12 protein-coding genes are annotated in these 14320 nt (G+C 70.7%); 4 read left to right on the top strand and 8 right to left on the bottom strand.

Annotated elements, in window-relative coordinates; genetic code table 11:
* Positions 1 to 3 precede the first annotated feature (3 nt).
* The 3 genes from D7X30_RS11175 to glp all read right to left on the bottom strand — a co-directional run bounded on the left by D7X30_RS11175 (position 4) and on the right by glp (position 2883).
* Positions 4 to 810 carry an MBL fold metallo-hydrolase gene (locus D7X30_RS11175; RefSeq protein WP_120562874.1) on the bottom strand — a complete coding sequence of 269 codons (807 nt, stop codon included), beginning with the start codon at positions 808 to 810 and terminating at the stop codon, positions 4 to 6.
* A 34-nt stretch (positions 811 to 844) separates the two neighbouring features.
* On the bottom strand, positions 845 to 1519 hold the full coding sequence (gene ribA / locus D7X30_RS11180) for a GTP cyclohydrolase II (RefSeq protein ID WP_120562875.1): 675 nt from the start codon (positions 1517 to 1519) through the stop codon (positions 845 to 847).
* Positions 1520 to 1641: 122 nt separating this feature from the next.
* Positions 1642 to 2883, bottom strand: a complete 1242-nt coding sequence (glp, locus tag D7X30_RS11185; protein ID WP_120562876.1) for a gephyrin-like molybdotransferase Glp — start codon at positions 2881 to 2883, stop codon at positions 1642 to 1644.
* 162 nt (positions 2884 to 3045) lie between these two features.
* Between glp and D7X30_RS11190 the strand changes: the two genes are divergently transcribed.
* The 3 genes from D7X30_RS11190 (at position 3046) to D7X30_RS11200 (ending at position 7988) form a co-directional block, all read left to right on the top strand.
* Positions 3046 to 4440, top strand: coding sequence for a protease inhibitor I42 family protein (locus D7X30_RS11190; RefSeq protein ID WP_120562877.1), 1395 nt, complete (start codon positions 3046 to 3048; stop codon positions 4438 to 4440).
* Positions 4441 to 4567: 127 nt separating this feature from the next.
* Positions 4568 to 7717: a ribonuclease R gene (gene rnr / locus D7X30_RS11195; RefSeq protein ID WP_120562878.1), complete on the top strand. Its 3150-nt coding sequence runs from the start codon at positions 4568 to 4570 to the stop codon at positions 7715 to 7717.
* 52 nt (positions 7718 to 7769) lie between these two features.
* Positions 7770 to 7988: a DUF3185 family protein gene (locus D7X30_RS11200; RefSeq protein ID WP_014396547.1), complete on the top strand. Its 219-nt coding sequence runs from the start codon at positions 7770 to 7772 to the stop codon at positions 7986 to 7988.
* A gap of 21 nt (positions 7989 to 8009) precedes the next feature.
* On the opposite strand, the gene D7X30_RS11205 is transcribed toward D7X30_RS11200, so the two are convergent.
* The 4 genes from D7X30_RS11205 to D7X30_RS11220 form a co-directional block, all read right to left on the bottom strand.
* Positions 8010 to 8849 carry a lipopolysaccharide assembly protein LapB gene (locus D7X30_RS11205; RefSeq protein WP_120562879.1) on the bottom strand — a complete coding sequence of 280 codons (840 nt, stop codon included), beginning with the start codon at positions 8847 to 8849 and terminating at the stop codon, positions 8010 to 8012.
* A 122-nt stretch (positions 8850 to 8971) separates the two neighbouring features.
* Positions 8972 to 9913 carry an iron ABC transporter permease gene (locus tag D7X30_RS11210; protein ID WP_120562880.1) on the bottom strand — a complete coding sequence of 314 codons (942 nt, stop codon included), beginning with the start codon at positions 9911 to 9913 and terminating at the stop codon, positions 8972 to 8974.
* Positions 9910 to 10704 (bottom strand): ABC transporter ATP-binding protein, encoded by a 795-nt coding sequence (locus D7X30_RS11215; protein ID WP_120562881.1) that lies wholly within the window; start codon positions 10702 to 10704, stop codon positions 9910 to 9912. Before D7X30_RS11215 ends, D7X30_RS11210 begins: the two co-directional genes overlap by 4 nt.
* Positions 10701 to 11570 (bottom strand): ABC transporter substrate-binding protein, encoded by an 870-nt coding sequence (locus D7X30_RS11220; protein WP_233591512.1) that lies wholly within the window; start codon positions 11568 to 11570, stop codon positions 10701 to 10703. The genes D7X30_RS11215 and D7X30_RS11220 overlap by 4 nt, the downstream gene beginning before the upstream one ends.
* 195 nt (positions 11571 to 11765) lie before the next feature.
* Between D7X30_RS11220 and D7X30_RS11225 the strand changes: the two genes are divergently transcribed.
* On the top strand, positions 11766 to 12881 hold the full coding sequence (locus D7X30_RS11225; RefSeq protein ID WP_233591513.1) for a polysaccharide deacetylase family protein: 1116 nt from the start codon (positions 11766 to 11768) through the stop codon (positions 12879 to 12881).
* Positions 12882 to 12943: 62 nt separating this feature from the next.
* Here the strand turns inward: D7X30_RS11225 and D7X30_RS11230 are convergent, their stop codons facing one another.
* A complete protein-coding gene (locus D7X30_RS11230) occupies positions 12944 to 14299 on the bottom strand; it encodes a family 16 glycosylhydrolase (protein WP_120562884.1) in 1356 nt (451 codons plus the stop codon).
* Positions 14300 to 14320: the final 21 nt, after the last annotated feature.

Raw genomic sequence — 14320 nt, forward strand, 5'->3', positions numbered from 1 at the left:
CCCCTACAGCTGGATGACCATCGCCTCCTTGGCGGCGATGGCGTCCTTGCGGTGCTTGCGCACCTCGCGCAGCAGCTTGTCCATGCTCGCGTCGTCGCGGCCCGGATCGTGGTGGAAGAGCACCAGCTGCTTCACCTCGCTGGCGTCCGCCGCGCGCACCGCCGCCTCCCAGGTGGAGTGGCCCCAGCCCGTGCGGACCCGGTACTCGTCCTCCGTGTACATGGAGTCGTAGATGAGCGCGTCCGCGCCCCGCGCGAAGTCGAACAGCTTCGCGTCCAGCGCGGTGCCGTGCTCCACGTCCGTCGCGTACACCAGCGAGCGCCCGCCGAAGTCCACCCGGTAGCCCACGTTGCCGCCCGGGTGGTTCAGCTCCAGCGTGCGAACAATGGCCTTGCCCACCGGGATGTCCTCGCCCACCACCACGTCCCGGTACGCCAGGCGCGTGCGGAACACGTCCTCCGCCGTTACCGGGAAGTAGGGGGGCACCATCTGCCCGGCCAGGATCTGCTTGAGCGACTTGCCGTCCCGAGGTGAGCCGTACAGCGTCACGTCGTTCGCCGGAGAGAACATCGGCGAGAAGAACGGCAGGCCCTGCAGGTGGTCGTAGTGGTAGTGCGAGATGAAGATGGACGCCTTGATGGGCTTGCGCGTCGCCACCAGCGCATCCCCCAGGCCTCGCGCTCCAGAGCCCAGGTCGAAGATGAGCAGCTCGTCGCCGCAGCGGACCTCCACGCACGGCGTGTTGCCGCCGTAGCGCTTCGTCGCCGGGCCTGGCGCGGGGATGGAACCGCGCACCCCCCAGAAGCGCACCTCGAAGCGCGCGGTGCTCCGCCGGGCCGGGCGCTCAGCCGGCCTTGGCTTCCGTGTCGTCGTCCTCCGCGAAGAGCTCAATCAGGTGCCCCGTACGCTCGCGCTTCGTCCTCAAATAGTCGAGGTTATGCGGATTGTGCTCGGTCCGGGAAGGGATTCGGCGCCGAACCGCCACGCCTTCCTCCACCAGCCCGGCGATCTTCAGCGGATTGTTGGTGATCAGGTCCACCGACCGCACATCCAACGACCGCAGCATTTCCGCAGCGATGTCGTACGAGCGCAAGTCATCCGCGAAGCCCAGCTGGCGGTTGGCCTCGTAGGTGTCCAGCCCCTTGGACTGCAGGGCGTAGGCCTTGATCTTGTTGCCCAGGCCGATGCCCCGGCCCTCCTGGCGCAGGTAGAGCACCACGCCCAGCCCGTTCTGGGACACGAAGTCGAGCGCCCGGTCCAGCTGCTCGCGGCAGTCGCACTTGAGGCTGCCGAAGACCTCGCTCGTGAGGCACTCCGAGTGGATGCGCACCGGCACCCCCTCCATCCCCTGGGGCTCGCCCACCACCAGCGCCACGTGCTCGCGCCCGTTCCGCTTGTCGCGGAAGACGATGGTCTTCAGCACTCCACGGGCCGTGGGCACATCCGCCTCCGAGTACCGCTCCAGGTGCTGGGTCGGCTTTCGGGTCGGCAGGACCTGGGGTGAGCGCGTGTCGGACATGGTAGGTCGTCTCCCAGAGAGGGGCCGTTACTTCTCGCCCCCCCGGATGCAAGTCAAGGTGACACCCCGATGGGTGTGGTGAAACCCGCCTGTTTGGATGCGGCGGACGTGGACTTCGTTGCTCAAGCGACCCACGAGAGAGGGAGCAGCTCCACATGGGAGCCATCAGTCAAGCTGCTGATTTCTCGGGGGAAGTGAAGCAGATGTGTGGCTGCCGCAGCTGAACGCAGGGCACCGGAGGTCTGAGTCCCCAGGGGCTTCGCCCACAGCTCGCCCGCTCGCCAGGTGGCCGTGACGCGCACATAGTGGGCAAGCCCCGGGGCCTTGGAGAGCTGCCCCTCCAGGCGGCCGGCGACGCGGGGTGGCTCCACGTCCGCGTGCCCCAGGAGCCGGCGCAGGGCGGGGCGCACGAAGAGTTCGAAGGTCACCAGGGACGACGTGGGGTTGCCGGGCAGGCCCATGAAGAGGGTGGAGCCCCGCTGGCCCACCACCAGCGGCTTGCCGGGCTTGATGGCCACGCGCCAGAAGCGCTGCTCCACGCCCAGGGCCTCCAGGGCGTCCTTCACGAAGTCGTGGTCGCCCACGGAGACGCCGGCGCTGGTGAGCACCACGTCGAAGCCCTCGGTGCGTGCCAGGGCCTCCTGGACGGCCTGGCGCGTGTCCCGGGCGATGCCCAGGAGCGTGGGCACGCCGCCCGCGCGCCGCACCGCCAGGGCCAGGGCGGGGGCGTTGATGTCCACGATGCCGTCGCCGGGGGGCTCGTCCACCCGGCACAGCTCGTCCCCGGTGGACAGCACCGCCACGCGCGGCCGGCGGGGGACCGGCACCGTGCCCTGGCCCTGCGCCCACAGGAGCCCCAGCTCCGGGATGCCCAGGGGCGTGCCGCGCCGCAGCAGGAGGTCGCCTTCCTTCGCGTCCTCGCCCCGGGGGCGGATGAAGTTCCCTGGCCCCACGGCCTCCAGGATCTCCACGGCGTCCGGCGCGTCGTGGGGAGCGGCGGGGACGGGGCGGGTGCGCTCGCGCATCACCACCGCGTCCGCGCCCAGGGGCAGCGGCGCCCCGGTCATGATCCGCGCGCACGTGCCGGGCACGACCTCCCGGGTGGGGCGTCTGCCGGCGAACACCGTCTCGCCCACCACGAGGCGCACGGGCAGGGGGCCCGCCAGGTCCCGGGCCTGGACCGCGTAGCCGTCCATGGCGGAGTTGTCCCAGGGGGGCAGGGTGCGGCGGGCAAGGACGTCCTCGGCCAGCGCTCGGCCCAGGGCGTCGTCCCCGGGCACCCACTCGGTGGCCAGCGGCGTGCACAGCCCGAGGATCCGCGCTCGGGCCTCCTCCACCGGAAGCAATATAGGGGCGTCACTCATGCTGTTTTCCCACCCAAAGTCCGTGGGAAAATCAAGTGTTAGTTTGACAGCCCAGCTGATCATCGTTACAAGCAATCGTGATCGCGAGGCTCGCGTCCAACAGCAGGGGCGTCCCGCCAACCCGTTGATAGCACACGGGAAATTTCCAAGGAGACAGCGTCGATGGCCAAGCCCAAGTCCGGGGCGAAGAAGCCTACTCCCGCTGCAAAAGCCGGTGCGAAGCCTGCCGCGAAGAAGGACAACGCGGCCCGCCTGGATCTGATCAGGAACGCCTCGAAGAAGGTGGCGACGGCCGCGACGAAGGTCGTCAAGGCGGTGGCTGAAGGGGCGAAGGGAAAGGTCGCGGCGGCGAAGAAGGCGGTGGCGGAGAAGGTGGAGAAGGCCCCCGCGGCCGCCAAGAAGGCGGCGGCCAAGGCCGCTCCTCCGGCGCCTCCCGCGAAGGCCGGCAAGGCCGCGCCCGCCGCGAAGACCGCGCCCGTGGCCGCGCCCGCCGGGAAGAAGGGTGCCGGGAAGGCGGGGGGCAAGACCCCGTCGCTCGTCCCCGCCGGTCCTCCCGTGGAGAAGCCGCGCCCGCGCGCGACGAAGCTTCCGCCCGTGGGCGAGCCGCTCACGAAGCGTGAGATGGAGCAGCTGCTCACCGCCGGCGAGGGCCGCGGCGTGATGGGCGAGGGCAGCCTCAAGGGCCGGCTCGTCCTCAGCGGCGAGATGCCCCACCTGGTCGTCGTGGGCCGCGACAAGCGCGAGCTGACGTTCCTGTTGCAGGGACCGGATCAGGAAGTGCTGCCGGCCTACGTGGACCACAAGGTCTCCGTGAGCGGCCTCATCAAGAAGACGACCAACCACAGCGGCGTGGTGGAGGTGCGCAAGTACTCCGCCAAGAAGCCGGAGGTGGAAGAGGTCGCGCCGCCTGCCTCGGACTCGGAGCCGAAGCTGCGCTACCTGTCGCCCGGCGAGGTCTCCATGGCCGTCGCCGCGGGCATGGGCGCCGGCATCAAGGGCTTCGCCAGCATCCGGGGCAACCTGGAGATGATGGGCGAGGACTTCGTGCTCGTCGTGTCCAACGGCGGCACGCGCCAGCAGGTGTCCTTCGCCATCGAGGGCAAGGCGGCGGTGAAGAGCCTGCGCAAGCACGTGGGGCAGACGCTCCAGGTGACGGGCGTGGTGGACAAGACGTCCGGCTGGGGTGGCCGCATCACCGCGGAGACGGTGGAGCCGCGTCCGTCCGAGGCGCGCTCGGTGTCGCGCGACGAGATGGAGCTGGTGCACATCGAGGGCGAGGTGCCCACGTCCGTGGACGTGAAGCTCAACCACGGCCTCACGGTGCGCCTGCAGGAGCAGCCCGGCGCCACCTGGGCCATCGAGCCCACGCTGGCCAAGCGCGTGGGTCTGCGCGAAGCCAACTTCGAGCCGGGCCCCAACGGCAGCCCGGCCACCCGCGAGTTCTTCTTCACGCCGCGCAACCCCGGCAACTTCGAAATGGAGTTCTTCCTCGCCAAGGCGTTCACGCCGGGTGTGGTGGAGCGCTCCTTCAAGATCAACGTCACCGTCAAGCCCTGACGGCTTGGGCGCACGGGCCCTCCCTGGACCGCAAGGTCTGCCAGGGAGGGCGAATGGGGGCCGGGGGGTTCCCGCCCGCACCCTTCGGGCTTACCCGTTCCCTCAGCGGCCTTGCCGCATCCCCACCGTGAGCCTCTCCCAAGATCACATCCGACAGCTGCTCGCCGAAGCAGACCACTCCCTGGGCGTGAAGGAGCTCCTTCGCGTCGCGGGGCTGAACCCCGGCCAGCAGACCGAACTCAAGCGCGCCCTGCGTGAGCTGGTGCGCGCGGGCGTCATCGTCAAGGACGGCAAGCGCTTCCGGCTGGAAGGCCCTCGCGTGCCCCGCGCGCCCGAGGCCAGCCCCGAATCCCGCAGGGACGCGTCCGCGCCGCCCTTCAAGAAGCGGGGCCCCGCACCGGGCAGCGGACGCGAGGAGCGCCGGGGCGGCTTCCGCGACGACCGTCCGGGCTTCCGAGGCGGCGGCGACTTCCGGCGCTCGCTGCAGCGCGGCTCCCGGGACGACCGCTTCGAGGACTCCGGGCAGCCCGCGGTGGAGGGCATCCTCCACATTCACCGGGACGGCTTCGGCTTCGTGCACCCGGTGTCGGGCGAGGGAGAGAACATCTTCCTGCCGCCCGGCGAGGCGCAGCGGGCGCTCGACAACGACCGCGTCCTCGTGGAGGTGGCGGGGCGGCCGGGCCGCTTCGAGGGCCGGCTGGTGCGCGTGATCAACCGGCGGCGTGAGCTGGCCGTGGGCACGTACGTGGCGCAGGGCCGGCACTCGCTGGTGACGACCACGGACACGAGCCTGCCGGGTCCCATCCGCGTGCCGCCGACGCAGATGGCGCGCGACGGCGACCTGGTGAAGGTCCGCCTGGGCGTGGGCGCGGACCTGCTGGAGCCCGGGCAGGGGCTGTTCGGTGAGGTGGCCGGCTCACTGGGCAGGCCGGGCGACCCGAGCGCGGAGGTGCTGGGGTCCGCCTTCGCGCATGGCTTCTCCGACGAGTTCCCGCCGGAGGTGATGGACGAGGCGGACGCGTTCGCGGTGAAGGTCACGGAGGCGGAGGCCACGGAGGGCAACCGCCGCGACCTGCGCTCGATGCCGCTCATCACCATCGACGGCGAGGACGCGCGCGACTTCGACGACGCCGTGTACGCGGAGCCCCAAGCCGGGGGCTGGCGGCTGGTGGTGGCCATCGCGGACGTGTCGCACTACGTGAAGGAGCGCAGCGCGCTGGACGCGGAGGCGCTCAACCGCGCGACGTCGGTGTACCTGCCGGACCGCGTGCTGCCCATGCTGCCGGAGCGGCTGTCCAACGGCATCTGTTCGCTGCGCCCGGATGAAGACCGGCTGTGCATGGTGGCGGACATGACGTTCGACCGCCACGGCCAGCGGCGTACGCACGAGCTGTACCCGGCGGTGATGCGCAGCGTGGCGCGCTGCACGTACAACGAGGTGCAGGACGTCCTGGATGGCAAGGACGTGCCGCACCGCAACTTCCTCAAGCCCCAGTTCGAGCAGTTGATGGCGCTGGCGCGCTCGCTGATGGGCATGCGCAAGGCGCGAGGTGCCATCGACTTCGACGTGCCCGAGCACAAGGTGATGCTGGGCGAGGACGGCCTGCCGCTGCGCATGGAGAAGCGCGAGCGCAAGGACAGCCACCGGCTCATCGAGGAGTGCATGCTGGCCGCCAACGAGGCGGTGGCCACGTACTTCCAGGACGAGGGCCTGCCCACGGTGTACCGGTTCCACGGCGAGCCGGATCCGCAGAAGCTGGCGGCGTTCGCGGTGCTGGCGGAGGCGTACGGCTTCCAGCTCGACGTGGAGGACGGCGTTTCGTCCAAGGAGCTGGACGCGTTCATCACGCAGCTGGCGGGGCACCCGGAGCAGCGGGCGCTGAACCAGCTGCTCCTGCGCTCCATGATGCAGGCCGTGTACACGGCGACGCGCGTGGGCCACTACGGCCTGGCGGCGGAGAACTACCTGCACTTCACGTCGCCCATCCGGCGCTATCCCGACCTGCTGGTGCACCGCGTCCTGAAGGCCGTGTGGGCGCGCAAGGGCAAGAAGCCCTCGGAAGCGCAGATGGAGCGCGAAGAGGAGCGGCTGGAGGGCATGGCGCAGCAGTGCTCGGAGCGCGAGCGCGCGGCCATGACGGTGGAGCGCGAGGTGGTGGCGTTCTACGCGGCCCTGATGATGAAGGACCGCGTGGGCGAGGAATTCGACGCGACGGTGGCGGGCATCGCCGAGTTCGGCTTCTTCGTGGAGCTGGACGAGGTCCACGTCGAGGGCCTGGTGAAGGGCGAGTCGCTGGGGCCGGGCTCCAAGCTGGACAAGCGCACGCACTCGCTCGTGTACCCGAATGGCCGGCGCGTGCGCGTGGGGCAGAAGCTGCGCGTGCGGCTGCTGTCCGCGAACACGACGGCGCGGAAGATCGACTTCGAGGCGCTCCAGTTCAAGGACGAGGCCCCGCTCCAGCGGACCGGCGGCGCACGTCCGGCACCGCGCCGCCGCGAGTACGTGAACGAAGCGCCGGGCCGTCACAAGGGTGGCAGGCCCGGACGCAACGAGCGCGAGGCCACGAAGACGGGCCGCACGACGTCCCGGAAGCCCGCGGGGGATGAAGCCGCGGACGCGGAGCAGTGGCGGTCGCTCGCGGAGGCGGAGGAGACGCCGTTCGGCGTGAAGAAGGCGTGGGAGCCGCCCACGCCCGAGGATGCCGCCACGGTGGAGGCCGCGACGGTCTCCGGGTACGGCGACGAGGTCCTGGGAGAAGCGCCGGCCGCGCCGCGTCCGCGAGGACGGTTCAGCCGGGAAGGGCGCCGAGAAGAGGCCGCGCCCGCCCGCGCTGGCTCCCGCTTCCTGCGTTCCCGCACGGAAGAGGCCCCCGCGCCGAAGGCGGAGCCGGCCACCCCGGCCAAGGGCAAGCGCAAGGTCATCCGTCCCTCGCTCCCCGCCGTGGAGGAAGGCGACGAGGCCGGCGCCTCAGCCGAGGCCCAGGCGCCTCGCGAGGCCTTTACTCCGCCCTCGTTCGACTCCGACGACAACGCCCCTGCCGCTTCACCGCACCCGGGCTTCGACCGGATCCGCGCGCTGGCCGCGCAGCGGGGCCAGCTCCCCACGGGGGAGGCTCCGGGCCGCGCGGGCGCGTCCAAGAAGGTCCGCAAGGCGGCCTCTGGCGCGAGCGCGAAGGCGAAGCCCTCGAAGAAGTCAGCGCCGGGCAAGAAGGCCGGCGGCTCGAAGGGCGCGAGCAAGAAGCAGGGGCGGGGCGCCCCGGGCAAGCGCAAGCGCTGAACCGCGGGGCCGGACCTTCCGGCCGCGCCGCCGTTCCACTCAAGGAGGCCGTGTGGGTGCTGTGCGAATCGTGGGGTTGATGCTCGCGGTGGCGGGCGGAGTGCTGCTGTTCACCGGGCTCAAGGCGCGGGATTCGCTCACGGAGCGCGCCACGGAGCTCATCACCGGCCGCAACACCGAGCAGACCACGCTCTACGTCGCGGGCGGCGGCGCCGCGCTGGTGGGCGGCGTGCTGCTGGCCCTCTTCGGGGGAGGACGAGGCCGGCGTTAGGCCCCGTCCCCTCCACCCGGACTACTTGGTGGCGCCGGAGGCCTGCGCGGCCTTGGCGCGCTTGGTCGCCTCGCCGAACTGCTTGGTCGCCTCGTTGGCCTGGGCCGTCAGCTCCTCGATGCGCTTGGCGTGAGCGGCGGAGCTGGCCTTGGCGGCGGCGATGCGCTCCGCGGCGTTCGGATCCACCACGGGCTTCTTGCCCTTCTCCGGCTTGGCCGGCGTGGCGGCCTCGGCGGCCTCCTGATCAGCGGCCTGCATCATGGCCTTCTCGTGCTCGATGTACTTGAACATCACGACGCGCTTGTTCAGGTACGGGTTGGGCAGGTCCGGGTTGATGGCGATGACCTGATCATACGTCTTCAGCGCGAGCTCCAGCTCCGAAGGGACCGCGGGCGCGGACATGGAGCGGGCGCCACCGCGCTGCGAGTGCACCTCCGCGATCCAGCCGAGCGCGTCGGTGTCCTTCGGGTTGATCTTCAGGCACTCCTGGAAGTACTGCTCCGCCTTGTCCAGCGGGCCGTTCTTCGCGTACATCGCCGCGACGTTGCGGTAGACGTCGGCCTTCGCCTCGGGCGTCTTCGCGAAGTCCACCAGCTTCAGCGCGGTCTGCGCGGCCAGGTCCGTCTCGCCCGCCTGCAGGTGCGCGAAGGCCTTCTTCTCCCAGACCTTCTCCTGGTTCGGGTCGATCTTCAGCGACTCGTCGTACTCCTTCGCCGCCTCCGCGTACTTCTTTTCGATGAGGAAGTTGGAGCCCTTGGCGCGGTGCTCCTTGGCCTTCTCTTCCTTCTCATCGGCGCAGCCGAAGGAACCGCCCAGGGTCAGCACACCCAGCATCAAACCCACGCTACCCAGTCGCTTCATGCCCAAAGCCTTTCGTGAAGTTCCAGGGGGCACGTCCCAGCCGGGGGCCCCACGCGGCGCGGAATATACCCGAACTCGCGTCGTGTCCCCTCCGTCCTGAAGGCCGGGGCCGGAGGGGCGCTTCAGGAGCGTGCGCGCGCGAGCAGGGAGACGAGCAGGGGCGCGCCCAGGGCGGCCGTCACCACTCCCACGGGCAATTCACGCCCGGGGAGGATCAGCCGCGCCGACGCATCGCACAACGCGAGGAACGCGGCCCCCACCACCACGGACCCGGGCAGCAGCACCCGGCGGCTCACACCGAGCGTCCGGCGCACCAGGTGCGGGACGATGAGCTCCACGAAGGCGATGGGGCCGCACCACGCGACGCAGGCGGCGACGCCCAGCGCCCCCAGGCCGATGGCCACCGTGCGCACGCGGCGGACGGGGACGCCCTGGGACTCGGCGTGTTCCTCTCCGGCGATGAAGACCTCCAGCGCGCGGGTGAGGGCGAGCAGCCCCACGATGGTGACGGCCGCGAACGGGGTGAGCAGCCGCACGCCCGAATAGCCCACCTGCGGCAGGTGGCCGAGCGACCAGCGCATGGCGGCCATCAGCTCGGCGGAGTCCGCGGTGAACTGCAATCCAGTGGCGATGGCGCTCGCCGCCATGGAGCAGGCGATGCCGGCGAGCACCACGTCGTTCATCCGCACGCGGCGGCCCGCGGCGATGGCGGCCACCACCAGGCTGACACCGAGCGCCCCCATGAAGGCCGCGGCGGTGATGAGCGGCAGCCAGCCCGACGCCAGCCGCGCCCCCAGGATGATGGCCACCAGAGCGCCCAGGGTCGCGCCCGCGGTGGTGCCCACGGTGCTGGGCGCGGCGAGCGGATTCGCGAAGAGGGACTGGTACACCGCGCCCACCAGCGACAGCGTGCCGCCCACCAGCATGGCCATCAGCGTGCGGGGCACGCGCAGCTGCCAGAAGACGAAGTCCGCCGAGTCCGGGGTGAGCCCCGGTCCGATGAACGGCGCCACCGCGCAAGCGGCCACGCAGACGGCCACGAGGATCCAGGCCTTCACCTTCACGGAGCACCTCCGCTCCGGGGCAGGCCCACGAAGACGCGGTGGCCTTCCACGGACATCCCGTGCATGCGCACGCCGAACAGCTCACCCAACTGCTCGCCCAGGTCGGGGGCGTCGAGGTTCCTCTCGAAGGCCACGCGGCCCTGGGACAGGCCCACGACGCGGGGAGCGCGCGTGCCCGGTGCGTGGGCGTGCGAGAGCACGTTGACGTCGTGGGTGACGCAGAGGATCCCGCGCCCCGCGCGCCAGAGGTGGCCCATGCGCGTGTACAGCTCCAGTTGCTGCGCGGGGTCCAGGAAGTTGGCGGGCTCGTCCAGCAGCACCAGCGGGGTCTCTTGCGCGAGCAACCCCGCGACCGCCACGCGCTGCCGCTCGCCGCCGGACAGCTCCGTGATGGGGCGCAGGGCGAAGGATTGCGCGCCTGCTTCCGCCAGCGCCTGGTGCGCCGCCGTCTCGGAGGCCCGGCGGGATTCGGGGAAGCGGTAGCGCGCGGAGACGACCTGCTCCAGCGCGGTGATGGGCTCCGCCGCCTCCAGCCGCTGGGGCAGCCACGCGAGCCGCGCCGCGCGCTCCCGGGGAGCGAGGCCCGACACGTCCTGCCCGTCCACGAACACATGCCCGGCATCCGGTCGCAGCAGGCCCAGCGCTACGCGCAGGAGCGTGGACTTGCCCGCGCCGTTGGGCCCGACGATGGCCACGAAGTCACCGGGGGCCAGGCACAGGGAAACGCTGTCCAGCAGCGTCCGCCCCCGCGCCCGCACCGTCACCGCGTCCAGCGTCAGCCCGGGCGTCATCGCGCGGAGGGCAGGGTGCCCAGGGCGGCGCGGAGCCGCTCGACGACGTCGAGGATGGCGGGCCCGGTGGACTGCACGTCGGGCCCGATGACCAGCCACACCCGGTCCTCCCGCGCCGCGCGCAGGCCGGTGAGCTGCTTCCACGGTGCCAGGAGCTGCGCCTGCTTCGTGGCATCCAGGGCCGGCACGCTGATCAGCACCAGCACCGCGTCCGGATCCAGCGCGATGACGCCCTCCAGCGACAGGTTGGGAGGCCCCGTGACGTCCTCCGCGACGGCGTTGCGAGCCCCCGCCGCCTCCAGCGCGGCGCCGTGCAGCGACGCGCGCTTCATGTACCAGACCTCCGACAGCGTACCCGCCGTGTCGCCCAGCACCAGCAACACGCGGGGGGCGTCCTTCGGCGCGGGGCGCGACAGTGTCTGGTTCAGCCGCTCCGCGAGCGCGTTGGCCTGGGGCTCGCGGCCGCTCAGCCGGCCCAGCTCCTTCACGCTCTCCACCACCTCCGGGAGCGACGTCCACGGCAGCACCTTCAGCGGCGCGAGCGCGGAGAGCGACTCCGCGGGGGCCTGCTTCACCTGTTGATCCACGAGCAGCGTGGGCTTGAGCTTCGCGATGGCCTCGAAGTTCGGCGCGAACGTGGTGCCCACCTTGGGCAGGGCGGGCGTGCCTTGGGGCAGGGCGGTGTAGTCGGACACGCCCACGATCTCCGCGCCCGCGCCCAGGGCGAACAGCGTCTCCGTGACGGACGGCGACAGCGAGACGATCCGCCGCGCCTGGGCTTCCGGAGCAGGGGGCGCGGGACGCTGGCAGCCCGCCGCGAGCGCGAGCACCACGCACAGCAGGGAGGGGAGGCGGAAGAGACTCATGGGCGGGCAGACTTCTAGCACGCGCGTCACGGACGGGTGTCCGGGAAGCGGTGTCTGGGTTTCGCTTATCCTGGGAGCTCCTCACAGAGGGAATACCCGGACATGACCTGGATGAATTGGACGTCCCGCGCGCTTTGCGCCGCGGCGCTGCTTTGCACTTCCCCGGCCCTTGCGGCGTCGCCGTTCGCGGAAGGGATGATCTCCATCACGTTGGATGACGGCTGGAGCACGCAGTACACGCTGGCGAGGCCGGCGCTGAAGTCGCGGAACATCCCCGCGACGTACTACCTGGTCACCGATGCCATCGCCCAGGGGTGGGGCGGCTACATGAGCCTCGCGCAGGTGCAGACGCTCAAGGCGGAGGGCAACGAGATCGCCAGCCACACGCGCACGCACGCGGACCTGCCCACGCTGACACCCGCGCAGCTGACGTCGGAGCTGCACGACTCGCGCGCGTGGCTGGAGACGAACGTGGGGGCGACGTGCGGCAAGGACTTCGCGTCACCCTACGGCGCGTACAACGCGACGGTGATGACGGCGCTGAAGACGGAGTACGCCAGCCACCGCACCATCAACGCGGGCCGCAACTACAAGGACACGGTCATCTACGAACTGCGCGCCAACGACGTGTCGAGCGCGGTGACGGTGGCGACGGTGAAGGGGTGGATCAACCAGGCCATCGCGGAGAAGAGCTGGCTCATCATCCTCTTCCACGAGTTCACCAGCGGCACGCCCACGCGCGAGACGCAGTACCGGACGACGAACTTCACGAACATCCTCAACTACGTGCAGTCGACGGGCATCCGCGCGGTGACGGTGGAGGAGGGGCTCGCGCTGACGGATGGCCTCACGGAGGCGCTGCCGTCGGTGGGCACGGTGGTCTACGACGACGCGATGGGCAGCGGCTTCCAGAACTGGAGCTGGGCGACGCACGACCTGGACCAGTCCGTCACGGTGCACTCCGGGTCCACGGCGGTCAGCTTCGAGCCGGACTACTGGGAGGCGCTGATGTTCCACCACTCGGGGCTGGACCTGTCGCTGTACCAGTCCATCGACCTCTGGGTGCACGGAGGCACGACGGGTGGGCAGCAGGTGCGGCTGGCGCTCTACAACGGCGGCACGCCGCTGGGCAGCATCAGCCTGGAGACGGCGCTGGGGCACCCCATCGCGGCGGGGACCTGGCAGAATGTCTCCATCCCGCTGAGCGCCCTGGGCGCGACGTCCGGCACGGTGGATGACTTCTACGTGATGGACGAATCGGGTTCGGATCAGGGCACGCTGTACGTGGACGACTTCGTGCTCGTGCCGTAGTCGTAGCGTCACCGCGCGCGCCGATGCCTGCTCCGGCGCGCGCGCGTGAAGACAGCCGGGGCCTACAGCTTGATCAGCTCCACGTCATCCATGTGGATGAAGTTGGCGCCGTTGTGGGCCGGCGACTTGCTGTGCAGGCCGAACTCCAGGTAGCCGTTGGTGACGTTGATGGCGGGCGTCTCCAGCAGCGTGTAGTTGCCGTAGGTGCCCAGGTTGGTGATGGCCGGCGCGCAGGTGCCGCAGTTCTTCACCTGGAAGCGCGCGAAGTCGAACGTGCCTCCCTTGCGGAACCAGGCGCGCAGCTTGTAGTTGCCGGACGCCAGGCCCGACTTCGTCTGGTACGTCCACGCCTCGTACGGCGCCGCCGACGTCCAGTGCGTCAGGTGGAAGCTGCCCGAGTGCCCCCCGTTGTACGTCTCCGAGAACGCCGCCGTCCCCGTGCCGTTCGGGCTCCAGGTGGTCCAGCCCGTCATGCCGTTCTCGAAGCCCGGGTTGGTCAGCCCCAGCGACTGCGAGCCGCCCGGCTGGTACCAGCGCACCCACTCCACCTCCATCGTCTTCTTCGCGCCCCAGGCCAGGTCGATGGAGGCCGGCGCCGGGTTCCCGTACCAGACGCCTCCCAGCGCCAGGTTCAGGATGAGGTAGTGGTTCTGCTGGAACTCGGACTCGTTGTGGTTGAACGTCGCCGTGGACACGAAGTCCTTGTCCAGGCGGAACACGATGGTGTTCGCCGTCCACTCCACTTCATAGGTGTGGAAGTCCTGCGACAGGTCCACGCCACGGCTCGCGCCCGTGCCCCAGTCCGCGTTGCCGCCGTTGTGCCAGTGCAGCGCCGACTTCATCCACGTGGGCTCCGTGGACTTCCACTCCAGGATGTCGATCTCCCCCGCGGCCGGCCAGCCCGCGCTCTGGACGTTCGAACCCAGCGTCCAGAACGCCGGCCACATGCCGTAGCCCGGCGGGACCTTGATGCTCGCGACGATCTTCCCGTAGCGCCCCTCCACCTTGCCCTTGGTGTGGATGCGGCCGGAATAGAACGACCGGTACTGCCCCGCGCAGCGCGAGTCCGTGGGGTTGTCCGCCGTGCGCTCCGCCGAGATGATCAGCTTGCCGTTGGCCACCGCCACGTTCTGCGCGCGCGGGAACTCCAGCTCACCCGTGCCGAAGTTGCAGTTGTTGGTCACCGGATCCCAGTTGCTCGTCAGCACGTTCCACGCGCCCGTGTTCAGCGCCGTGCCCGTGAAGTCGTCCTGCCATGACAGCGACCACCCCGAGCCCGGGTCGTACGAGCGCTCGCCCTGCTGCGTCTGCCCGTAGCCTTCCGCCTCCACCGGGGCGGCTTCCGGCTCCGGAGAACAGCCGGAGAGGGTGGTCAGGAGTCCTGCGGCGACAAGGCCTGCTCGAAAAGGGCGGTGCATGCATGCTCCGGGGAAGGGGGA

The organism is Corallococcus sp. AB011P (assembly GCF_003611605.1).
Classification (GTDB): domain Bacteria; phylum Myxococcota; class Myxococcia; order Myxococcales; family Myxococcaceae; genus Corallococcus; species Corallococcus coralloides.